Annotated in this window: 25 protein-coding genes; 9 read left to right on the top strand and 16 right to left on the bottom strand. The window is 69.1% G+C overall.

Annotated features, from left to right (window positions below; genetic code table 11):
* The first annotated feature begins 5 nt into the window (after positions 1-5).
* Entirely contained in the window at positions 6-755 is a 750-nt protein-coding gene (locus ABEA24_RS14945; protein WP_345431381.1) for a rhomboid family intramembrane serine protease, read from the top strand.
* Between the two features lie 107 nt (positions 756-862).
* The gene (locus ABEA24_RS14950) at positions 863-1,150 is read left to right on the top strand and encodes an Lrp/AsnC family transcriptional regulator (RefSeq protein ID WP_345431382.1); all 288 of its coding nucleotides are present in this window, start codon (positions 863-865) and stop codon (positions 1,148-1,150) included.
* Between the two features lie 142 nt (positions 1,151-1,292).
* Here the strand turns inward: ABEA24_RS14950 and qcrB are convergent, their stop codons facing one another.
* The 4 genes from qcrB to ctaE are packed head-to-tail and all read right to left on the bottom strand — an operon-like array spanning position 1,293 to position 5,562.
* Complete coding sequence (qcrB, locus tag ABEA24_RS14955) at positions 1,293-2,960, bottom strand: cytochrome bc1 complex cytochrome b subunit (RefSeq protein ID WP_345431383.1); 1,668 nt, start codon at positions 2,958-2,960, stop codon at positions 1,293-1,295.
* Positions 2,961-3,009: 49 nt separating this feature from the next.
* Complete coding sequence (qcrA, locus tag ABEA24_RS14960; protein ID WP_345431384.1) at positions 3,010-4,077, bottom strand: cytochrome bc1 complex Rieske iron-sulfur subunit; 1,068 nt, start codon at positions 4,075-4,077, stop codon at positions 3,010-3,012.
* A complete protein-coding gene (qcrC, locus tag ABEA24_RS14965; RefSeq protein WP_345431385.1) occupies positions 4,070-4,882 on the bottom strand; it encodes a cytochrome bc1 complex diheme cytochrome c subunit in 813 nt (270 codons plus the stop codon). The genes qcrA and qcrC overlap by 8 nt, the downstream gene beginning before the upstream one ends.
* 20 nt (positions 4,883-4,902) lie before the next feature.
* The gene (ctaE, locus tag ABEA24_RS14970; RefSeq protein WP_345431386.1) at positions 4,903-5,562 is read right to left on the bottom strand and encodes an aa3-type cytochrome oxidase subunit III; all 660 of its coding nucleotides are present in this window, start codon (positions 5,560-5,562) and stop codon (positions 4,903-4,905) included.
* A gap of 165 nt (positions 5,563-5,727) precedes the next feature.
* Here ctaE and ABEA24_RS14975 point away from each other — a divergent pair, with 165 nt between their 5' ends.
* Positions 5,728-6,165: a hypothetical protein gene (locus ABEA24_RS14975; protein WP_345431387.1), complete on the top strand. Its 438-nt coding sequence runs from the start codon at positions 5,728-5,730 to the stop codon at positions 6,163-6,165.
* A gap of 25 nt (positions 6,166-6,190) precedes the next feature.
* Positions 6,191-7,243: an anthranilate phosphoribosyltransferase gene (gene trpD / locus ABEA24_RS14980; protein ID WP_345431388.1), complete on the top strand. Its 1,053-nt coding sequence runs from the start codon at positions 6,191-6,193 to the stop codon at positions 7,241-7,243.
* Between the two features lie 353 nt (positions 7,244-7,596).
* Here the strand turns inward: trpD and ABEA24_RS14985 are convergent, their stop codons facing one another.
* Genes ABEA24_RS14985 through ctaC form a run of 3 tightly spaced genes read right to left on the bottom strand, consistent with a single transcriptional unit; the run spans position 7,597 to position 10,470 of the window.
* Entirely contained in the window at positions 7,597-7,992 is a 396-nt protein-coding gene (locus tag ABEA24_RS14985; protein ID WP_345431389.1) for a cytochrome c oxidase subunit 4, read from the bottom strand.
* Position 7,993: 1 nt separating this feature from the next.
* The gene (gene ctaD / locus ABEA24_RS14990) at positions 7,994-9,670 is read right to left on the bottom strand and encodes an aa3-type cytochrome oxidase subunit I (RefSeq protein WP_425551187.1); all 1,677 of its coding nucleotides are present in this window, start codon (positions 9,668-9,670) and stop codon (positions 7,994-7,996) included.
* On the bottom strand, positions 9,667-10,470 hold the full coding sequence (gene ctaC, locus ABEA24_RS14995) for an aa3-type cytochrome oxidase subunit II (RefSeq protein ID WP_345431390.1): 804 nt from the start codon (positions 10,468-10,470) through the stop codon (positions 9,667-9,669). The genes ctaD and ctaC overlap by 4 nt, the downstream gene beginning before the upstream one ends.
* 153 nt (positions 10,471-10,623) lie before the next feature.
* On the opposite strand from ctaC, the gene ABEA24_RS15000 reads away from it, so the two are divergent.
* Together ABEA24_RS15000 and ABEA24_RS15005 are read left to right on the top strand one after the other, a co-directional pair.
* Positions 10,624-11,760, top strand: a complete 1,137-nt coding sequence (locus ABEA24_RS15000; RefSeq protein ID WP_345431392.1) for a cysteine desulfurase family protein — start codon at positions 10,624-10,626, stop codon at positions 11,758-11,760.
* Positions 11,761-11,848: 88 nt separating this feature from the next.
* Entirely contained in the window at positions 11,849-12,076 is a 228-nt protein-coding gene (locus ABEA24_RS15005; RefSeq protein WP_345431458.1) for a sulfurtransferase TusA family protein, read from the top strand.
* 87 nt (positions 12,077-12,163) lie between these two features.
* Here ABEA24_RS15005 and ABEA24_RS15010 read toward each other — a convergent pair whose 3' ends face one another.
* The 3 genes from ABEA24_RS15010 to ABEA24_RS15020 all read right to left on the bottom strand — a co-directional run bounded on the left by ABEA24_RS15010 (position 12,164) and on the right by ABEA24_RS15020 (position 14,152).
* Complete coding sequence (locus ABEA24_RS15010) at positions 12,164-12,694, bottom strand: DUF3995 domain-containing protein (RefSeq protein WP_345431393.1); 531 nt, start codon at positions 12,692-12,694, stop codon at positions 12,164-12,166.
* A gap of 17 nt (positions 12,695-12,711) precedes the next feature.
* Complete coding sequence (locus tag ABEA24_RS15015; RefSeq protein WP_345431394.1) at positions 12,712-12,993, bottom strand: DUF6191 domain-containing protein; 282 nt, start codon at positions 12,991-12,993, stop codon at positions 12,712-12,714.
* 193 nt (positions 12,994-13,186) lie between these two features.
* Positions 13,187-14,152 carry a carbohydrate kinase family protein gene (locus ABEA24_RS15020; protein ID WP_345431395.1) on the bottom strand — a complete coding sequence of 322 codons (966 nt, stop codon included), beginning with the start codon at positions 14,150-14,152 and terminating at the stop codon, positions 13,187-13,189.
* Positions 14,153-14,460: 308 nt separating this feature from the next.
* Between ABEA24_RS15020 and ABEA24_RS15025 the strand changes: the two genes are divergently transcribed.
* Both ABEA24_RS15025 and ABEA24_RS15030 read left to right on the top strand, forming a co-directional pair.
* Positions 14,461-14,745: a recombinase family protein gene (locus tag ABEA24_RS15025; RefSeq protein WP_345431396.1), complete on the top strand. Its 285-nt coding sequence runs from the start codon at positions 14,461-14,463 to the stop codon at positions 14,743-14,745.
* Positions 14,742-16,748 (top strand): zinc ribbon domain-containing protein, encoded by a 2,007-nt coding sequence (locus tag ABEA24_RS15030; RefSeq protein ID WP_345431397.1) that lies wholly within the window; start codon positions 14,742-14,744, stop codon positions 16,746-16,748. The genes ABEA24_RS15025 and ABEA24_RS15030 overlap by 4 nt, the downstream gene beginning before the upstream one ends.
* Positions 16,749-16,758: 10 nt before the next feature.
* On the opposite strand, the gene ABEA24_RS15035 is transcribed toward ABEA24_RS15030, so the two are convergent.
* A complete protein-coding gene (locus ABEA24_RS15035; protein ID WP_345431398.1) occupies positions 16,759-17,112 on the bottom strand; it encodes a HesB/IscA family protein in 354 nt (117 codons plus the stop codon).
* 194 nt (positions 17,113-17,306) lie between these two features.
* Here ABEA24_RS15035 and nadA point away from each other — a divergent pair, with 194 nt between their 5' ends.
* Positions 17,307-18,458, top strand: a complete 1,152-nt coding sequence (gene nadA, locus ABEA24_RS15040) for a quinolinate synthase NadA (protein WP_345431399.1) — start codon at positions 17,307-17,309, stop codon at positions 18,456-18,458.
* 60 nt (positions 18,459-18,518) lie between these two features.
* Here nadA and ABEA24_RS15045 read toward each other — a convergent pair whose 3' ends face one another.
* Genes ABEA24_RS15045 through pspAB form a run of 5 tightly spaced genes read right to left on the bottom strand, consistent with a single transcriptional unit; the run spans position 18,519 to position 21,476 of the window.
* Positions 18,519-19,094, bottom strand: coding sequence for a Fic/DOC family protein (locus ABEA24_RS15045; protein WP_345431400.1), 576 nt, complete (start codon positions 19,092-19,094; stop codon positions 18,519-18,521).
* Positions 19,091-19,429: an antitoxin VbhA family protein gene (locus ABEA24_RS15050; protein ID WP_345431401.1), complete on the bottom strand. Its 339-nt coding sequence runs from the start codon at positions 19,427-19,429 to the stop codon at positions 19,091-19,093. The genes ABEA24_RS15045 and ABEA24_RS15050 overlap by 4 nt, the downstream gene beginning before the upstream one ends.
* Positions 19,430-19,471: 42 nt before the next feature.
* Positions 19,472-20,239 (bottom strand): ABC transporter permease, encoded by a 768-nt coding sequence (locus ABEA24_RS15055; RefSeq protein ID WP_345431402.1) that lies wholly within the window; start codon positions 20,237-20,239, stop codon positions 19,472-19,474.
* Positions 20,236-20,928, bottom strand: a complete 693-nt coding sequence (locus ABEA24_RS15060; RefSeq protein ID WP_345431403.1) for an ABC transporter ATP-binding protein — start codon at positions 20,926-20,928, stop codon at positions 20,236-20,238. The genes ABEA24_RS15055 and ABEA24_RS15060 overlap by 4 nt, the downstream gene beginning before the upstream one ends.
* The gene (gene pspAB / locus ABEA24_RS15065; protein ID WP_345431404.1) at positions 20,907-21,476 is read right to left on the bottom strand and encodes a PspA-associated protein PspAB; all 570 of its coding nucleotides are present in this window, start codon (positions 21,474-21,476) and stop codon (positions 20,907-20,909) included. The genes ABEA24_RS15060 and pspAB overlap by 22 nt, the downstream gene beginning before the upstream one ends.
* Position 21,477 lies beyond the last annotated feature (1 nt).

A 21,477-nucleotide genomic window follows, 5' to 3' on the forward strand; every position in this document is an offset into this window, starting at 1 on the left:
CAGGTGTGGCGCTGCCGCTGTACGACAACCAGCCGACGCGGCGCGCGCCCCTGGTCACCTACTTCCTGATCGCCGCCAACGTCGTCGTCTTCCTGCTGTCGCCGATCGCCTCGATCGGGCACCACGACGAGAGCATGGAGCAGCGCAAGTGCGAGCAGGTGACGTTCCTGCTGAAGTACGGCGCGGTCCCGAACGAACTGCTCTCCGAGCGGCAGAACCCGGTGCCGGAGGACGTCACCGCCGCCTGCCACCCGAAGCCGTACCACAAGCGGCCGTGGCTGTCGGCGCTGTCGTCGATGTTCCTGCACGGCGGCGTCGCCCACATCCTCGGCAACATGGTCTACCTGTTCATCTTCGGCGCGGCGACCGAGGACCGGCTCGGACGGCTCCGGTTCCTGGCCTTCTATCTCCTCGTCGGCTACATCGCGGCGTACGGCTTCGCGATCACCTACCCCGACTCGAACACCCCGCTCGTCGGGGCGTCCGGCGCCATCGCCGGCGTGCTCGGCTCGCACCTGGTGCTCTACCCGCGGTCGCGGACGATCGCGCTGATCCTGTCGATCTTCCCGTTCCGGCTGCCCTCGTGGGCGCTGCTCGCCCAGTTCTTCGTGTTCCAGTGGCTCAGCCTCGGGGACAGCCAGAGCCAGACCGCGTACGTCGCGCACATCTACGGCTTCGTCGCCGGAATGATCGCCGGTTTCCTCGTGCGGCGCGGCACCGTCGCCCGGAAGTCGGCCGCTCTCAGCTGGCAATAGGCGCGCCTCCTCAATCGCGGGCACGGTGAACGGGCGGCTCAGAGGGCTCCACTAGGCTTTGCGGCGGGCGACCCGACGCCGCGCGCAACCACCGCAGGAGGCATACCGTGATCACCGCCATCGTGCTCATCAAGGCCGACGTCTCGCGCATCCCGGAGGTCGCCGAGACCATCGCCGGGCTCGACGGAGTGAGCGAGGTCTACTCCGTGACCGGCGAGTTCGACCTGGTCGCGCTCGTGCGTGTGCGCCAGTACGAGCAGATCGCGGACGTCATCCCCGGCGCCCTCAACAAGGTCTCCGGCGTGACGCACACCGAGACGCACATCGCCTTCCGCACGTACTCCCAGCACGACCTGGAGGCCGCCTTCGCGCTCGGCCTGCCCGACGCGGACTGACCGCCTCCTCTCGGCGCCGGCGCCCGCCCTCGGCGCGCGGCCGCCCGAACCCACGGCCCGCCCCGTGCGGCACGGGCCCGAAACGCGAATCGGCCCGCCACCCGGATCCGGGTGGCGGGCCGATCACGTGGGACGGTGACCGTCAGTGGCGGCTGATCGCCCTGCTGCCGTCGGACTCGACGCCGCCCGGCTCGATCTCCTCGTCGCCGTGCGAACTCGTGTCGTCGTGACCCTCGTCGTGCCCGTCGGGGGAGACGCCGTCCTCGGTAAGGGCGCGGTTGAGGCCCTTGCGCAGCTTGCCCAGCGGGCCGTGCGCCGACGGCGCGGGAATGCCGTTCCCGTCCTCCTCTTCCAGCTTCAACTCGGGAAGCGGGACCTTGCCGGTGAGGACGGCCTTCTGCTCGTCGCTCGCCGGCTCGTGGACCTCGATGAACTCGCCGCTCGGAAGCCGAACGATCTTGCCGGACTCCACGCCGTGGTGCGCGATGTCCGCGTCCTTGGCCTGGAGGCCCAGGCAGATCCGCCGGGTGACGAAGAACGCGATGGCCGGGCCAACGAACACGGTGACGCGGAAGAACCAGGTCATCGCGAAGAGGCTGACGTGGAACTTGTCGGCGATGGGGTCGTTGCCGGCGGCCGCCCACAGCAGGCCGTAGAAGGTGACGGCGGCCATACCGACGGCCGTGCGGAACGGGGCGTTCCGCGGACGGTCGGCGATGTGGTGGATCCGCTTGTCGCCGGTGGCCCACTGCTCGATGAACGGCCACAACGCGGCGCCGGTCATGATCAGCCCCAGCGGCACCATCGCGGGAACGACGACGTTCCACGAGATCGTGTGGCCCCACAGGTTGGTCTCCCAGTTGGGCATGATTCGGAGAGCGCCGTCGAGGAAGCCCATGTAGAAGTCGGGCTGCGAGCCCGCCGTGATCGAGTCGGGCGTGTACGGGCCGAACAGCCAGATCGGGTTGATCTGGGCGAACGTCCCGAGAAGCGCGGTGACCGCGAAGGTGAACATGAAGAAGGCACCGGCCTTGATCATGAACACCGGGTAGAACGGCTTGCCGATGACGTTCTTCTCCGCGCGGTTCTTGCCCGGGAACTGCGTGTGCCCCTGGTGCCAGAGGATCATGAAGTGCGCGCCGATCAGCGCCAACAGGATGCCGGGGATCAGCAGCACGTGCACCGTGTACAGACGCGGGATGACGTCCTGGCCCGGGAAGTCGCCGCCGAAGACGAAGTAGGACGCGTACGTCCCGATCAGCGGGGTCGCCTGAAGGATGCCCTGGGTGACCCGTAGGCCGGTACCCGACAGCAGGTCGTCCGGCAGCGAGTAGCCGAACAGGCCCTCGAAGATCGCGAGCGTGAACAGGCCCAGGCCGATCAGCCAGTTGACCTCACGCGGCTTGCGGTATGCGCCGGTGAAGAACACGCGGAGCATGTGCACCGTAAGCGAGGCCAGGAACAGGACCGCGGCCCAGTGGTGGATCTGCCGCATCAGGAGACCGCCGCGCACGTCGAAGCTGATGTGCAGCGTCGAGCTGTACGCCTCGCTCATCTTCACGCCGACGAGCTTGGTGTAGTGCCCGTTGTACACGACCTCCGACATGCTGGGCTTGAACCACAGCGTCAGGAAGGTCCCGGTCGCCAGCAGGATGATGAAGGAGTAGAGCGCGATCTCCCCCAGCATGAACGACCAGTGGTCGGGGAAGACCTTCTTCATCTTCCCGCGGAGGAATCCCGCGGTGCCGAAGCGCTCGTCCAGCCACCCGATCGGGGCGTCGACCGCCTTCGGAGGTGCTTGCGTCGTCATTGGTCGCTCACCGATCCTCGCTCACCGAGTCGGTCGTCGATGAGAGTTGTCATGCCTTCGGCCTCCCCCGCTCCCAGAAGCTGGGTCCGACCGGCTCGTGGAAGTCGCTCGTCGCGATCAGGTAGCCCTCGGAGTCGACCCCGATGGGCAGCTGCGGCAGCGGCCGGGCCGCCGGGCCGAAGATCACCTTGGCGCCGTCGAGCGCGTCGAACGTCGACTGGTGGCACGGGCACAGGATGTGGTGCGTCGTCTGCTCGTACAGCGCGGCCGGGCAGCCGACGTGCGTGCAGATCTTGGAGTAGGCGATGATGCCGCCGACGTTCCAGTTCTCCCGGCCCTTCTTGACCTTGAGCTGGTCCTCCGGCACGTTGATCAGCAGCACCGTGGACTTGGCGAGCTCGTCGAGCTTGTCCTCGGCGCCCTCCGGGATCACGGTGATGATGCTGCCCGGGGAGTTGAAGTCGGACGGCTTCAGCGGCTGACCGGTGCCGTCGACGACGAGCCGGGTGCCCTTCTTCCACGTGGTGTGGCGGAGCTTCTTCTCCGGCAGCGGGCCCAGGTCACGCAGCAGGATCAGCGGCAGCAGGCCCAGCGGCGCGGAGGCGAGCAGCAGGGTGCGGCGCAGCAGCGGCCGCTTGGTGAGGCCGCTCTCGTCGGTGCCCTGCATGAAGTACTCGTTGAAGACCTCGCGGTCCTCCGACGGGGAGGACAGCTCGTGCCGCTCCTGGATGATCTCCTTGGTCGTCATCAGGTGACGGACCCAGATCGTCATGCCGACCGCGAGACCGAGGAAGATCACCGTCAGCGCGCTGCCCAGGGCGTAGTTCGAGTGCATCGCCCGGACGATGTCGTCGTTGCCGACGTAGCCCGGCCAGACGGCGTAGAAGACGATGAACGCGACGCCCGCGAGGAACGTCAGCGTGAAGAAGAACGCGACCGCGCGCTCGGCCTTACGCGCCTTGACCGGGTCGAGCACGTACTGGTCGCTCTCCCCGCCCTTCTCCTCGGACGGCAGCAGGTCCTGGCTCTGCACCTGCGGCGGCGTGCCGATGACGCGCTTGGGCGTCCGCTCCTCCTCTTCGGAGGGCGCGCCGTGGGTGTCGTTGGTATCAGACATTGTGCTTCTTCTTGGGCTTCCTGGCGGTGATCCACATGGCCGCGATGATGATCAGTCCGAGACCCAGCAGCCAGCCGGTCAGGCCCTCGGCCACCGGGCCGATCCGGCCGAGGCCGTTGCCACCCGGGTTCGGCTCGTCACGGGTCTGGGTGACGTACGCGATGATGGCGCGCTTCTGCGCGGGCGTCAGCGTCGTGTCGTTGAAGACCGGCATCGCCTGCGGACCGGTGAGCATGGCCTCGTAGATCTGCTGAGGCGTCGCCTTGTCCAGCGGCGGAGCGTACTTGCCCCCGGTCAGCGCGCCACCCGAGCCGGCGAAGTTGTGACACTGCGCGCAGTTGGCCCGGAAGAGCTTCCCGCCCATGGCCGCATCGCCGGTGTCCGGGTTGACCTGGTCCTTCGACGGGACCGCGGGGCCGCCGCCGAGAGAGGCGATGTACGCGGCGAGCTGCCGCGTCTGCTCCTCGTTGAAGACCGGCTTCTTACGCGGAATCTGCGCGCCGAGGTTCATGGCGGGCATCCGCCCGGTGCTGACCTGGAAGTCGACCGAGGCCGCGCCGACGCCGAGAAGGCTGGGGGCGTTCTTCGTGCCCTCGGCGTTCGCGCCGTGGCAGCTCGAGCAGGCCTGGTTGAACAGCTGCTTGCCCTTGGCCACGTCCTGGTCGGACGCCGCCGCGGCGGCCGCCTGGGCCCGGTCGGTGCGCGGCGAAACACCGGCGTAGGCGACGCCGATGATCGCGAGCGCGGCCAGCACAACGGCGTAGCCCGCCCATGGGCGCCGTCGCCATGCGGTGATCCATTTCACGGAAGATCCCTCGTTCTGGGTCAGGTGAAGATCTTGTCGATCCCGTAGATGGTGAAGAACAGCCCCACCCAGACCGCATCGACAAAGTGCCAGTAGTAGGACACGACGATGGCGCTCGTCGCCTGCTCATGTGTCCATTTCTTCGCGGCGTACGTGCGTCCGAGCATGAAGATGAACGCGATCAGTCCACCGGTCACGTGCAGGCCGTGAAAGCCCGTCGTCAGGTAGAAGACCGAGCCGTACGCGCTGCTGGAGATCGTCGTGCCCTCGTGAATGAGAGTGCGGTACTCATTCAGCTGGCCGGCCACGAAGACCGCGCCCATCAGGAAGGACAGGACGTACCACTCGCGCAGGCCCCACCGCTTGAGGTTGAAGATCGACCCCAGGCGCCTGACCTGCGAGCGCTCCGCGGCGAACACGCCCATCTGGCAGGTCACACTGGACATCAGCAGGATGAAGGTGTTGGCCGAGGCGTACGGGATGTCCAAGTGGGCTTCCGGCCACGGGCCGCCGTCCCCCTTGGTCACCGACCGGATCGTGAAGTACATCGCGAACAGCGCTGCGAAGAACATGAGCTCAGACGACAGCCACACGATCGTGCCCACGCTCACGAGGTTGGGCCGGTTGGCGTGGGACCGGGGTGCCGCTTCTGTCGCTGTTGCTGTTGCCACGGGCAGCATTATTGCGGCACCTGTCCGTGCTCCGTGCAGGACCCCCCTGCAGAGGCGATTCCCCTCCTCACGAGGCACGTCCCGGCACGCCAGGGCCGGGCGGCCCGACCCGCGGCGTCATCTGCCGGTAGCATCGGCTCGTATCCCGCGACCACGTCACCCATGGATGAGCCGATGAGCACCGAAGAGACCATGAAGGTCCTCGTATACAGCGACGACGCGAACACCCGCAATGAGGTCATGCTCGCGATCGGCCGCCGTCCCGCGCCCGGCCTGCCGAAGGTCGAGTTCGTCGAGGTCGCGACGGAGCCTGCGGTGTTCGTCCACCTCGACCGGGGCGACATCGACGTGGTGATCCTCGACGGCGAGGCGCGCCCCGCCGGCGGCATGGGCATCGCCCGGCAGGCCAAGGACGAGATCTACCACTGCCCGCCGATCATGGTGATCATCGCCCGCCGTGACGACGGCTGGCTGGCGACCTGGTCGCGCGCCGACGCCGTGGCGAGCCAGCCGATCGACCCGATCGCGCTCGCCGAGGGCGTCGCCGACCTGATGCGCCGCCGCCTCGAGGGGCGCCTCGGCGACTCCGACCCACGCCTCTCCCTCCAGTAGCCGTCCGCTCCCCGAAGGGGCACCCATGGACCCGCGTACGACGTGGCCCGCGCTGCTCAACGCGCTGATCGACGGAGAGTCGCTGTCGGCGGACGAGACCGCCTGGGCGATGAACGAGATCATGTCGGGCCAGGCGACCGACGTGCAGATCGCCGGCTTCGCCGTGGCGCTGCGCGCCAAGGGCGAGACCGTCGCCGAGGTCGCCGGGCTCGCCGAGGGCATGCTCGCCCACGCGCGGCGGATCACCATTCCCGGGCCGGCGGTCGACCTCGTCGGCACGGGCGGCGACCGGGCGCACACCGTCAACGTCTCCACGATGGGCGCGATCGTCGCGGCGTCCGCGGGCGCGCGCATGGTCAAACACGGCAACCGCGCCGCGTCCTCCTCATGCGGCGCGGCGGACCTCCTCGAGGAGCTCGGCGTCGTCATCGACCTGCCCCCGGAGGCGACGGCGAAGGTCGCGGACGAGGTCGGCATCACGTTCTGCTTCGCGCCGCTCTACCACTCCGCGCTCAAGTACGCCGCCAAGACCCGGGGCGAGCTGCGGGTCCCGACCGTCTTCAACTTCCTCGGGCCGCTCACCAACCCCGCGCGTCCCACCGCGCAGGCGGTCGGCGTCTTCCACCCGCGCATGGCGGGGATCGTCGCCGGGGTGTTCGCCGAGCGGGGCTGCTCGTCGCTGGTGTTCCGCGGCGACGACGGGCTCGACGAGCTGACGACCACCTCGACGTCGATCATCTGGGTGGTCCGCGACGGCACCGCCACCGAGACCGTCTTCGACCCGGCGGACCTCGGCATCCCCCGCGCCACCCCCGACGACCTGCGCGGCGCGGACGCCGCCCACAACGCCCGGGTGGCCCGCGCGGTGCTCGGCGGCGAGCACGGTCCCGTACGCGACATCGTGGCCCTGAACGCCGCTGCGGCGCTCGTGGCGGCCGAGGGCACCCCGCCCGCGGACGCGCTGACCGAGACGCTCAGCGACGCGTACGCACGGGCCCTGCAGGCGATCGACTCCGGAGCCGCCACCGCTCTCCTGGACCGCTGGATCGCCGCCACACGTCGCCTAGGGCGTGTCTGACAAATCCGCTGTCCGGCTGCGCGGCGCCCAGACGACGCCTCGCCGCGTTGTCGCCCCCCACCCCACGAAAACGCGCAGAGACGGCTTCGCCGACCTCCGCGTTTCCGCGGGGACCCCGGGAGGAGTCGCCAGCCAAAACCAGGCTGACTCCCTCCTTCGCCTTGCGACGCGCCGCCTGGACGCCGCTCGCTACGAACGGGATCTGTCAGACACGCCCTAGCCGCCTGACCCCGCAGCCGCCGACGGCCGCGTACGCGGCGCCCTGCGCTCGTCTGCGAGGCACCCCACTGACAAGCCGAAGGCCGGCACCGCAGGCGCGGTGCCGGCCTTCCTGCCGTGCGTACGGGGGCTTCTCAGTGCGAGAAGTGGCCCCGGTAGTACTCGAAGACGAACCCGATCGCGGCGAGGACGACCGCGAGCATGCCGATCAGCAGCAGCCACCAGCCGAACACGGCGCCGAGAGCGGCGGTCGCGGCGGCCAGCGCCGTGAACAGCGGCCACCAGCTGTGCGGGCTGAAGAACCCGAGCTGGCCGGCGCCCTCGGAGATCTCCGCGTCCTTGTCGTCCTCCGGCCGCGGGTCGATCCGCCGGCCGGTGAACAGCAGGTAGAAGCCGGTCAGGCCGGCGAGGCCGATGGTCAGCGCCAGGGCCGTCGTACCGGTCGGGTCGTGCGACCACAGCCAGTAGATGACGTCCATGATCGCGAAGAACAGGGCGCAGAAGACGAACAGGTAACCCTCGATCTTCATGTCAGTCCTCCGCCCCGGCGGCGGCGGTCACCGCGGGCTTGTCCTCGTGCGGGTAGTGCAGGTCGAACGCCGGCCGCTCGGAGCGGATCCTCGGGATCGACGTGAAGTTGTGCCGCGGCGGCGGGCAGGACGTCGCCCACTCCAGCGAGTTGCCGAAGCCCCACGGGTCGTCGACGTTGACCCGCTTGCCGCTCTTGGCGGTGATGAAGACGTTCCACAGGAACGGGATCATCGACACGGCGAGGATGAACGCGCCGATCGTCGAGACGACGTTCAGCGAGGTGAACTGCTTGGCGTAGTCCGGGACCCGGCGCTGCATGCCCTCCGCGCCCAGCCAGTGCTGGACCAGGAAGGTGGTGTGGAAGCCGATGAACAGCAGCCAGAAGTGGATCTTGCCGAGGGTCTCGTTGAGCATCTTCCCCGTCATCTTGGGCCACCAGAAGTAGAAGCCCGCGAACATGGCGAACACCACGGTGCCGAACAGCACGTAGTGGAAGTGCGCGACGACGAAGTAGGAGTCGTTGAGCTGGAAGTCCAGCGGCGGCGAGGCCAGGATGATGCCGGTCAGGCCACCGAACAGGAACGTCACCAGGAAGCCGAGCGACCAGAGCATCGGCGTCTCGAACGTCAGATGCCCGCGCCAGATCGTGCCGACCCAGTTGAAGAACTTCACCCCGGTCGGGACCGCGATCAGGAACGTCATGAACGAGAAGAACGGCAGCAGCACCTGGCCGGTGGGGAACATGTGGTGCGCCCACACCGTCACCGACAGGCCCGCGATCGCGATCGTGGCGCCGACCAGGCCGATGTAACCGAACACCGGCTTGCGGCTGAAGACCGGCAGGATCTCGGTGATGATGCCGAAGAACGGCAACGCGACGATATAGACCTCGGGATGGCCGAAGAACCAGAACAGGTGCTGCCAGAGCATCGCACCGCCGGTGGCCGGGTCGAAGACGTGCGCGCCGAGCTTGCGGTCGGCCTCCAGGGCGAGCAGCGCGGCGGCCAGCACCGGGAAGGCCATCAGCACGAGGATCGAGGTCAGCAGGATGTTCCACGTGAAGATCGGCATCCGGAACATCGTCATGCCCGGCGCCCGCATGCAGAAGATCGTGGTGACGAAGTTGACGCCGCCGAGGATCGTGCCGAGACCGGAGAGCGTCAGACCCATGATCCACAGGTCACCGCCGACCTCCGGGGACCGGACGATGTCCGAGAGCGGCGTGTAGGCGTACCAGCCGAAGCTGGCGGCGCCGCCCGGCGTGAGGAATCCCAGGAGCGTGATGGTGCTGCCGAACAGGAAGAAGTAGAAGCTCAGCATGTTCATGCGCGGGAACGCCACGTCCGGCGACCCGATCTGCAGCGGCATGATCACGTTGCCGAAGCCGACGAACAGCGGCGTCGCGAACATCAGCAGCATGATCGTGCCGTGCATGGTGAACAGCTGGTTGAACTGCTCGTTGCTCATGATCTGCAGGCCCGGCTTGGCGAGCTCGCTACGCATGAGCAGCGCCATGATGCCGCCGATGCCGAAGAACACGAACGACGTGATCAGGTACATGTACCCGATCACCTTGTGGTCCGTGGACGAGAGCCACGACACGATGACGCGGCCCTTGCTCGGCCGCGGCTGGAAGGCCGGGGCGGAGGGGGTGGAATGAGTGATGGTGGTGGTCACTGAGCGCTCCCGCTCGCCTGGTGGCTCGAGATGAACTGCTGGAACTCCTGCGGCGAGACGATCTTCACCTGGAAGAGCATCCGGCTGTGGTCGACACCGCAGAACTCAGCGCAGCGTCCCTCGAACGTTCCCGTCTTGGTCGGGGTGACCTCGAAGTCCTGGCCGGACTTGGCTCCGGGGAGGATGTCCCGCTTGAAGATGAACGAGGGTACCCAGAAGGAGTGGATGACGTCGGTCGAGACGAGGTGGAAGCGCACCTTCTGTCCGACCGGGATGACGAGCACGGGCTTGTCGTTGCCGTCGGGGGACGTGGGCTGACCGACGATCGGCTTGGTGTGGTACTGCGGGTAGTCGAACTGCCAGCTCCACTGGAAGGCGGTCACGTTCACCTGGGTGACCTGTCCGGTCGACGTGGTGCTGCTGACCTTGTTGAGATACGTCTCGTCGCGCGCGGTGAAGTAGAACAGCACCGCGATGATGATGAACGGCACGACGGTGTAGAGCATCTCGATCGGCAGGTTGTACCGCACCTGCGGCGGCAGCTGATCGGAACGCTTGCGGTGGAACAACACCGCCCAGATGATCAGCCCCCACACGAGCGCGCCCACGACGAACGCCGCGATCCAGGACCCCTGCCACAGGGTCACGACGCGCTTGGCCTGCTCGGTCACCGGCGTCGGCAGGCCGAGGCGCTTCTCCTGGTCGGAGCACGCCGTCGCGGCGAGCGCCAGGATCGAGAGGGCCGCAGCGCCCTGCAGCATGCGCCGGCGCGGACTCGGCGCTGCAGTGCGCGCGGGCATGTGCCGCTTCCTACGGCGGGTCGGACTCACGGATTGCCTTCCCACGATGAAGCCCGAATCACCGGGCGATCAGTTCGATGTTCACGCTTGTCGACCAAACATTAGCGTGAGGGTCGCGGACACCCATGTGGGACCCCCATTAGTGTCTTGTCCGTGGCCTACTTCGATGCGGCGTCCACCGAACCCCTGCATCCGGCGGCCCGGGAGGCCCTGATCACAGCCCTGGACGGCGGCTGGGCCGACCCGCAGCGGCTCTACGGCGACGCCCGGCGCACCCGGCTCCTGCTCGACCAGGCGCGAGCCAGGATCGCCGTCGCGTTCGGCGTACGACCCGACGAGACGTTCTTCACCACCTCCGGCACCCAGGCGGTGCACCTGGCGATGCTCGGCGCGCTGTCCGCTCGCCGGCGGACCGGCCGGCACCTCGTCGTCAGCGCGGTCGAGCACTCCAGCGTCCTGCACACCGCCGCGCTGCACGAGCGGGACGGCGGGAAGGTGACGACGGTCGGCGTCGACCGTACGGGGCGCGTCGACCCGGAGGAGTTCGCGGCGGCGCTGCGCCCGGACACGGCGCTGGCCTGCCTGCAGTCGGCCAACCACGAGGTCGGCACCCTCCAGCCCGTCGCCGAGGTGGCCGAGGCGTGCCGGGCGGCACGCGTCCCGCTGTTCGTCGACGCCGCCCAGTCGGCCGGGCGCACCGAGGTCCCGGCCGGCTGGTCGCTGCTGGCCGCCAGCGCCCACAAGTGGGGCGGTCCGCCGGGCGTCGGCGTGCTCGTCGTCCGCAAGAACACCCGGTGGCGGTCGCCGCTGCCGGAGGACGAGCGGGAGGGCCGCCGGGTCCCCGGGTTCGAGAACGTCCCGGGCGCGGTGGCCGCCGCGGCGGCCCTGGAGGCGTACGCCGCGGAGATGGACCGCGACGGGCCCCGGCTGTCCGCGCTCGTCGACCGGATCCGCGAACGCGTGCCCCACCTCATCGAGGACGTCGAGGTCATCGGCGATCCCGTGCGCCGCCTCCCCCACCTGGTGACCTTCTCGTGCCTGTACGTCGAGGGCGAGGCGCTCCTGACCGAACTCGACCGACTCGGTTTCGCCGTTTCTTCCGGCAGTTCCTGTACGGCCGATACGCTGCGTCCGAGCCATGTCCTCGAGGCGATGGGGGTGATTACCCATGGGAACGTCCGGGTATCGCTCCCTCGCGGCACAAGCGCGACGGATGTCGACCGTTTCCTTGCGGTTCTGCCCGGCGCCGTGGCCCGTCTCCGCCGTACGGCGGGGGTGACCAGTCAGTGAACAGGGAGATCATGCGATGGGGCTGAGGCGCCGCCGGGCCGAGCGGGAGACCCCCCGGGAGGCGACCCCCCCGGCGTACCACGGACCCATGCCGGTCCTGACCATCGACGCGTTGGGCCGCAAGTGCCCGATTCCCATCATCATGCTGGCCGAGCGCATCCACGAGGTGCCGGTCGGCCAGATCATCGCGGTGCAGGCCGACGACGTCGCCGCGCGCACCGACGTGCCGGCCTGGTGCCGCATGAAGTCACAGGACTTCGTCCGCGAGGAGACACTCCCCCGCGGCTGGGCGTTCCACATACGCCGTAATTACTGAACGGCGCGCTCCCCCGGTGCGGCGAGCCCGGCGGCACCCGGGGCTCTCGCATCCCGACGGCGCTCGCCCCGTTGGCGCTCTCCGGCGTCAGGGCACAGGCTCGAGCGGGTGTCGGGTCCCCGTTTGCCGAACGCCTTTCCGGCGGGTGAAGTGCCAGGCGGTGGCGATCCAGAGCACTCCCCAGGTGAGGAAGAACGGGGACCAGAGCATGAGGTCCCAATGGGCTAGATGTCGGGTCAACTCCGCATACCGGGCCGGCGGTGGGCGCAGTCCGGTAAGGATCAGGGCGTCGCCGAGGAACCCGAAGCCGACCGGCCCGATCGACCGGATGACCATGAATACTCCGAGCGCCCAGGTCGTGAAGGCGATGAGTCTACGGGGGAGACGGTTCCCCCAGGGGCGGACGGTGGCCAGGGCCAGCAGGATGCCGACGACGGCGGCGGTGAAGAGGATCCAGTGGCTCGCGACGAACAGCGGGTCGCGGGCAAGGAGCCGTTCGCGCAGGTCGGGGCGGAGTGGATCCTTGTCGGCCAGAGCCGTCGCGCCGAGGGCCTGGGCCAGTTTCATCAGCCCGTACGCCGCGGTGCAGACGCAGGTGCCGTAGGCCGCCCATCGCATCCGGCCATGTTCAGCGCTCATCGTCCCGGAGAGCCGCCTGGTCTGGTGATGAAGGCGACGCCTTGATCGAGGTCGACCCGGTTGGCGGGCGGCGCGCCGTCGCTGTCATCTTGACGTAGGACGAGCTCGATCTGCCGGTGCTCCAGTTCGGTGCGTTTGCTGCCTTGGAAGGCTGCGGTCAACTCGTCGAACCCGGTCGCCGACAGCGGAGTTCCGGAGCGTCGGCGAAGCCATGGCAGTATTCCACGGCCGGTGATTCTGACCCAGGCACGTTCCAGTCCGGCGAGGGCGAGAAGCATGCACGCCAGAACCGGAAGGACCGCCGCGTACGCCGTCAATGGTCAAGCCCCCTGCAGATCGTCGACCGGGTAGTGGGGCCAAGATGTTGATCTCTACGCGATATTACCGAGCGATCCGCCTTGGGTCTTTCGCACCCGTGAATCTCTGGGCGCTCGCCCCGCCGGGGAGCGGAGCGAGCGCTGGAGAGGTGGCTCAGAGGTGCTGGGCGACCTCGCCGGCGGCGTCCTTGCCGTACGCGTCCGCGAAGCGCTCGACGAAGTGCTCGCCGTGCAGGGTGTACTCCTGGGGCCCGGCGACCTCCAGGGCGTGCGCGGCGAGGAGGTTGCCGGCCTGGGCGGCGCGCTCGAGGGACAGGTCCCAGGACAGCGCCGTGAGGAAGCCGGCGCGGAACGCGTCACCGACGCCCGTCGGCTCGACCTTCTTGACCTCGGGGGCCGCGTCGACGTGCAGGCTCGGCTCGCCGGCGCGGTCGATCCGAACGCCCTTCGGACCGAGCGTGGTCACGCGGACCCCGACGCGGGACAGGACCTCCTCGCTCGTCCAGCCGGTCTTCTGCTCGCAGAGGGACTTCTCGTACTCGTTGGTGAACAGGTACGCGGCGCCGTCGATGAGGTCACGCACGTCGTCCATGCGAGCAAGCTGCTGCGAGGGGTCGGCGGCGAACGGGATGCCCCGGGCCCGGCACTCCTCGGTGTGCCGGATCATCGCGTCGGGGTCGTCGGCCCCGATGAGGACCAGGTCGAGACCGCCGACCCGGTCGGCGATCGGCTGGAGCTCGATCTGGCGGGCCTCGCTCATGGCGCCGGTGTAGAAGGACGCGATCTGGTTGTGGTCCTGGTCGGTGGTGCACAGGAACCGGGCGGTGTGGTGAAGGTCGGACACGTGCACCGAGGCCGTGTCGACGCCGTGCCGCTCCAGCCAGGAGCGGTAGTCGGCGAAGTCGTCGCCCACCGCGCCGACGAGGATCGGGCGCCGGCCGAGGAGGCCCATGCCGAAACAGATGTTGGCCGCGACGCCGCCGCGCCGGATCTCGAGCTCGTCCACGAGGAACGACAAGGAAACGGTGTGCAGCTGATCGGGGATGAGCTGGTCCGCGAACCGGCCCGGGAAGCTCATCAGATGGTCGGTTGCGATGGAGCCGGCAACAGCGATGCGCACGACGTCGATCTCCTCGTCGGTTCGGCGGCCCCGTCATTGTCGCGAGGCCATCTCGAATGGCGGTCCAAACCCGGCAAGGTTACTGCCTCACCGGCTCCGAACACGCCAGATGCCCGTGCCCGGCAGACCCGGTCACGGACATCATCGCGCAGACCGTTCAAGGCTCGATAAGGAGACCTTAAGGCCGACAGGTTTCCCAGGAATCAGTCATACCTCTGTTACGGGATACGCGACGCTTCGCCACTGGGTGGTCGACGCCTTGACGGACTGGCATCGCTCGAACTTTCGAATCATCGAGGGGGATGGCGATGAGATTCGCTACCCTGCGCATATGTCTCATCGCGCACCGGCATGTCGGGGGCGGCTCCCTGCCAGACCGCTACCCGACCTGGCGCAAGCGCCTGTTCGCGGCGTATGGCGTTGAGGTGGAGGTACTGCATCCCGGCAGGTCCGGTGCCCAGGATGCGCTGGCAGCAGATCTCGTGTCCCTGGTCACGACCTTCTCCGAGCGGCCGTACGGTATGCGATCGGCCCAAGCGCGCAGGCGGCTGCTGGCCGAGAGTGGACGAGTTCCGTCCGGTCGTGTCGCATGAGCCGGAAACTTCCGTTGGCCGCCGGTCAGGTGGCCCGGACCGCGACCGCTCGCGTGCTGCTGCGCGGCGGGGTGGATGAGAGGACCGGTGAGGCCCTGACGGCGCGGGTGGTGGCCGAGCGGGTGGGCTGGGCCGCGGACCTGGTCGCTGGGATGGCCGCCGGTCTGCTGGCCGGGCACTGGAACGCCGATGACGTGGCCGGGCTGGCCGGTGGGGTGGACGAGGCGGGCCGCGTGTTGCCGTCGAATGCGTGGATGGCGTTGCGCCGCCTGGGCTGGGCCGTGACCATCCCCGATGGGATCAAGGTCAATGATCGGATCGTGCGGATGGCGCAAGAACAGGCCGGCCGGATCCTGCGCGGTGTGCAGCACCGTGCCGAGATGGTTTCCGGGGTCCTGGCGACCTGGCCCGCGGACCCGGCCAAGCGCACCGTGGTCGAGTGGGGCGCCGTCCGTGAGGCGATCCCCGACGGCCGGTCCCTGTCCAGCGGTGTGATCAGAGCGCGCACCAGGCAGGTCACCGCATTCCTCGCCCGGCATGGGCGGTTTCCGGTCGATGTGTTCGACCTGGAGGAGGCGCCGAACGCGGCGCGGTTGCTGGTGCTGGCCGCCGTCGACCGCCAGCAGGCCACCCTGCAACGCTCCGACGACGACCCGGCCAGGGTGTTGCTGCGCCTGCAACTGCCCACCCGCCCAGACCCGCGCTCCTACACCGACTGGACCTGGGTAGCCTGCCCGCTCGCCCTGCCGCCTACCGTCCCGCCCGACGCGGTACTGCACCTGCCCACACTCCGCCCGCAGCGTCAGAAAGTACACACGGACCTAGCCTTCTCTTACCCCGCACCCAAAACCGAACCGAAAGGCCACACCACGGCGCTGGGCGTCGACTGGGGCCTGAACACCCTGCTCAGCGCCGGAGCCTGCCGGTTGCGTCCCGATGGCACCATCACCGCGCTAGGGACCGGGGCGATGTTCCGAGCCGCCGGAGTGATGGCCCGCCAGCACCGGCTTCGCCGCCACGGCGAACACCTGCATGCCAAAACCGACACCTACGCTCACCTCATCGCCGACCGGGAGGACCATCGTCTGGTCGCCAAGCACGCCGTGCTGAAGGCCGAACACCGGCACGTGGCCGACCGCCGTACCGGTCTGAATGACGCGCTGGCCTGGTCGGCGGCGCGCTGGGCAGTAGATCAGGCGATCGCCGCGGGCGCAAGCGTGATCTATGTCGAGGATCTGCGGTCCATAGAGGCCAAAGGCATGGGCCGCACCCTCAACACCCGCCTGTCCCAGGCCGTGCGCGGGCAGATCGTCGGCAACATGCGGCACCTGGCCGCCGAGACCGGCATCGCCGTCGTCACCGTCCCAGCCCGTAACACCTCCAAGCACTGCCCGCACTGCCTGCTGCCGCTACGGCACTGCAAGGCACCCGACCGCCCCACCACACCCGGCTGGAAATGGGCGATCTGCCCCGACCCCGACTGCGGCTGGCAAGGCGACCGCGACCACGGCGCATGGCGCCGCATCGCCGCTCGCGGCCTCACCCACCAGACCAACACCATCGTCGACCGCGCCACCTGCCAGATGGCAATCCCCCGCGTGATCGACAGACTCGAAACCGGTGCGGTCATCACCCCGGCCGCACCCGAGCAACACCAGGCCAGCGGGGGCGATCGGTCCAAGACCGGACCCACCCCGCGCCGAACTCCACGCCCCGCGCCCAGGCGACGCGGGGCACCCTCCACCCCCAGCCCTCACGGGCCAGCGGGTCAGCGTCCGGAGGGACACGCTCACACGGACCACAGACCGCCCCGCGCGGCCTGCCGGTACCAGGGCGTGCACACGATCAGCTCAACCACACCCACCACCCGCCGGAACCACCCACGGCACCGGCCAAAAGGAGCGGCACTGGGCGCAGGCTTCCACCTGCACGCCCACGCCACCCCACCGCGATGGGCAGATCCCCCTCTGGATACCTCATCCAGAGGGGGATCGCTTAGCTAATCAGAGACGCTCAGTGGAACGAGTCGCCGCAGGCGCAGGAGCCACCGGCGTTCGGGTTGTCGATCGTGAAGCCCTGCTTCTCGATGGTGTCCACGAAGTCGATCGTGGCGCCCGTGAGGTACGGCACGCTCATCCGGTCGACACGGACGTTGAGGCCGTTGAAGTCCTGGAGGAGGTCACCGTCCACCTCGCGGTCGTCGAAGTAGAGCTGGTAGATCAGGCCCGAGCACCCCCCCGGCTGGACCTGCACGCGGAGCGCAAGGCCTTCCTCGCCCTGCTGCTCGAGCAGGCTCTTGGCCTTCGCCGCCGCGGCGTCGGTGAGGACCACGCCCTGCTGCGTGCTGGTCTCTGCTGGAACCGTCATGTGCTGACTCCCGATTGGCTCGGTCGCTCCGTGGCGGCCGTCGTCGTTGCTTGCCTCTCCGCACAACGTACCCGCTGCCGGGCGACATTCCCCAATGGGCGGGTTCTTTCACGGCGGTCTCAGACGGCTTGACCACCGCCGCGTACGATGACGTATCGTCAGATAGACGATAAGTCTGCCAAGGGAGCCTCCCAGTGACCATCGACATCGGCAGTCCCCTGCTGCTCCTCGGCCGTGGCGCCGACCCGGCGAGCGAACGCGGCGTCAACTGCCCCGGTGACCTGCCGCCCGCCTCGGACCCGGCCCTGGTGGAGCGGGCCCGCGCGGCGAAGGCCGCCCTGGGCGACCGGCTGTTCGTGCTGGGCCACCACTACCAGCGCGACGAGGTCATCCAGTTCGCCGATGTGACGGGCGACTCCTTCAAGCTCGCCCAGGAAGCCGCGGCCCGGCCCCAGGCCCCGTACATCGTCTTCTGCGGCGTGCACTTCATGGCCGAGTCCGCCGACATCCTGACCTCGCCGGACCAGCGGGTCGTGCTCCCGGACCTGGCCGCCGGCTGCTCGATGGCCGACATGGCGACCTACGACCAGGTCGAGGAGTGCTGGGAGGCCCTAGAGGACGCGGGCATCGCCGACGACGTCGTGCCGATCACGTACATGAACTCCTCGGCCGACATCAAGGCGTTCGTCGGCCGCCACGGCGGCACGGTCTGCACCTCGTCCAACGCCCGCCGCGCCCTCGAGTGGGCGTTCTCCAAGGGCTCGAAGGTGCTGTTCCTGCCCGACCAGCACCTGGGCCGCAACACCGCCGTGCTGGAGATGGGCCTCTCACTGGACGACTGCGTCGTCTACAACCCGCACCGGCCGGACGGCGGGCTCGCCACGGACGAGCTGCGCGACGCCACGATGATCCTCTGGCGTGGGCACTGCTCCGTGCACGGGCGGTTCAGCAAGGAGTCCGTCGACGACGTACGGTCGCGGATCCCCGGCGTGAACGTCCTCGTACACCCCGAGTGCCGCCACGAGGTGGTGCAGGAGGCCGACCACATCGGGTCGACGGAGTACATCATCCGCATGCTCGACGAGGCGCCCGCCGGGTCGGCGTGGGCCATCGGCACCGAGCTGAACCTCGTGAAACGCCTCGCCGACCGGCACCTGGACAAGACGATCGTCTTCCTCGACAAGACGGTCTGCTTCTGCTCGACGATGAACCGCATCGACCTGCCCCACCTGGTCTGGTCGCTGGAGTCCCTGGCCCGGGGCGAGGTCGTCAACCAGATCACCGTCGACGCGGAGACGGCTCACTACGCCCGCGCCGCCCTCGACCAGATGCTCGCCCTCCCGTAGAGATCCCGCGGATCCCCCGGCGGTCGCCACGCCCTATCGGCGACCGCCGGGGGATCCGCGTCACGCGGGTTCTACGAGCTCATCCAGCATGGTGCGCATCGGCTCCGCATCGCCGCGCATGATGGCGACGGACGCCTCGATGTTCCGCTCCGGGTCCAGTCTTCGCCAGTTGATGACAAACCCGGCATCTCGCGCTAGCTGCCCCAAAAACGCGCGCTGCGTACGACCGTTTCCGTCGCGGAATGGATGGATCGCGTTGATCTCTCCCAGATAGAAGGCCAAGCTGCCGACGAACTCGTTTCGGTGAAGCCCTCTCAGGTGTCTCTCTCGGGCCAGCCCGAGAAAGAGCTCCCGCGCGGCCGACTCGATGAACTGAGGCAGACAGAAGGCGTGACCTTTGGCGATCACGACGGTTCTTAACTCGCCGGCCCAGGGATAGATGTCACCGAAGATCGTCTTATGGAATGACCGCAGGTGCGCAAGGTCGTAGTTTCCAGACATCGATTTGGACTCAAGCCGTGCGAGCATCAAGTACGTGAGGTCCGCTTCGGCCCTCGACAACACGTCCGGATCTTTGATGCCCAGCTTGTTGATCAGGACGCCGGTTGCGGTTTCGGTATACGGGTCGTTACTCACAGACGCCGATAATGCCGCAGAGTCTCCTCATACATGTCCGTTTCGCTGATCTCGCCTCTGGCCCATCGTTCCGCACGAGTGATCGCTTCAGCCGAGGGCACGAGACCTTCCGCTCGGACCGATCCCTCGGCGGCGTCGATAGCCCTGCGACGTCGCTTGTACTCTGCGAACTCTTCGTATGCGGCGTACGGCAGCAGGACCGCTTCGGGCTTGCGTTGAGACCCGAAGATGACCGGTTCGGCGGACGCGCCCTCGCGTCGGAACCGCGCGACGGTCTCCGAGAGGCGTCGGCGCACCTCGGACAGCGGGTGTACGGAGAGCGCGAAAGACGTCATGTTCTCAGGATACTTGGTACGTGTACAACTTTCCGTACACATCTAGGTGCGGAGGCGGTGGGCTTCGTCGAAGAGGGCGGACTCGGCGAGGCGGGTGGTGAGGTAGGCGGTCACGGCGGCGGCCGCGAGCTGCATGTACATCACGACGATCTGGTAGCGGATCGCGGTCAGGGGGTCGACGCCGCCGAGGATCAGGCCGGTCATCGCGCCTGGCAGGGTGATCAGGCCGACCACCTTGGTCGAGTCGATGACGGGCAGCAGGGCGGTGTGGAGCGCGTCGCGCGTGTGCGGGGCGAACGCCTCGCGGGCGGTCAGGCCGAGCGACAGGCGGGCGTCGATCGCGGCCCGGCCGGTGGTCACCGCGTCGCGGACGCGCCTGAGGGCGAGTCCCGCGGCCTGCATCGAGGCTCCGATGATCATCCCGGCCACGGGGACGACGACGCGGGCCTGTGCGGGGATCACGTCGAGCAGGACCAGGGCCAGCAGGGTGGTGCCGCCGCCCACGGCCAGGCCAGCGGTGGCGGCCACCCGTGACCGGGGGACCCCGGAGCCGCGCCGCCCGGCGACCTGGCCGGCGATCAGGACCATGATCGCGGCCCAGCCGAGCGCGCCCGGCAGCCCCGCGTACCGGAAGATCGCGAGGAGCAGCGCCCCGACGGCGATCAGCTGGACGCCCGCGCGGACGACGGCGATGAGCAGCTCGCGGGTGATCCGGAGCCGCGCCCGTGCCACGATCGCGAGCGCGACGGCGACGAGGGCGAGCGACGCCACGACGCCCGGCCATGATGGGACGTGCACCTCGTGGCTCACGGCGACGCCGCGGCCCGCAGGTAGCCGACGTCCCCGGGAGGGCCCTGCTCCTCGAGGCGGCCCGCGCGCAGGACGAGCACGTCGTCGGCGAGCCGCCGGGCCTGGCCCGTGTCGTGGCTGACCAGGACGGCCGTGCCGCCGGCCGCGCGCAGGTCGCTCACGACGCCCTCGATCGCCTCTGCGCTGGCCCGGTCGAGGGCGGAGGTGGGCTCGTCGAGGAGGAGGACCTCGGGGCGGAGCGCCAGGGCCCGGGCCAGGCAGACCCGCTGCGCCTCGCCGCCCGACAGGTCGGCGGTCCGCCGCTCCGCGAAGGCCGGTGGCAGGCCGGTCGTGTCGAGGAGGGAGCGCGCCTCCTCCTCCGTCAGGTCGGGGCGGCCCACCCGGAGGTCGTCCAGGACGGTGTCCGTCAGCAGGGTCGGCTGCTGGGCGACGAGGCCGACGCGGCGGCGCAGCGCCAGGACGTCCAGCGCCGGGAGCGGCGTGCCGTCCAGCAGGACGCGGCCGGCGGTCGGGTCCAGCATCCGGTTGAGCAGGCGCAGCAGCGTCGACTTGCCGGCGCCGCTGGGCCCGGCGATCGCCGTACAGCCTCCGGACCGGATGGTCGCGGTGATGTCCTCGAGGATGGCGGTGTCGCCGCGGCGTACGCCCACGGCTTCGAGGACGAAGGTCACAGCCCGGGCGCGCCCCATACCGGGAACCACCGGCCCAGGTCGCCCTCGACCGGCAGGTCCGCGCCGACCGCACCGCGCACCTGCAGCTCGAGGGCGTTGTCGCGCTTCTCGCCCGGCAACGGGGCGAAGGGGTAGAACGTGCCGCGCTTGTAGAGGTACACGAGGCCGAAGCGCTTGGCGTCCGGCCCGGCGAACACGACCAGTGAGCACAGCAGCTGCGGCCCGAACCCGCCGGACTCCAGCGCGGAGTTGACCGCGTGGATGTCGGTGACGAGCCCTTCCAGGTCGTCCGGGGCGTGCCGGGAGACCAGCCACGTGTAGCCGTACGCGTCGGTGCTCAGCTCGATCTTGGGCCCGTCGCCGGCGTCGAGGAGCTCGCGTACGTCCTTCTCGATCTGCGCGAACGCCGCGCCCTCGGCGGCCCGGAAGCAGACCGCGCCCACCCCGGTCGGGGTCAGCCCGGCCGCGGCGTCGAGGGTGACGGCCGCGGTCGGCAGCGCGAAAAGCCGGTCGAGGTCGGGTTTCTTCGGCTTCGACCGGCCCAGCAGCGTGTCGAGGAACCCCAAC

The organism is Actinoallomurus vinaceus (assembly GCF_039542055.1).
In the GTDB taxonomy this organism is placed as follows: domain Bacteria; phylum Actinomycetota; class Actinomycetes; order Streptosporangiales; family Streptosporangiaceae; genus Actinoallomurus; species Actinoallomurus vinaceus.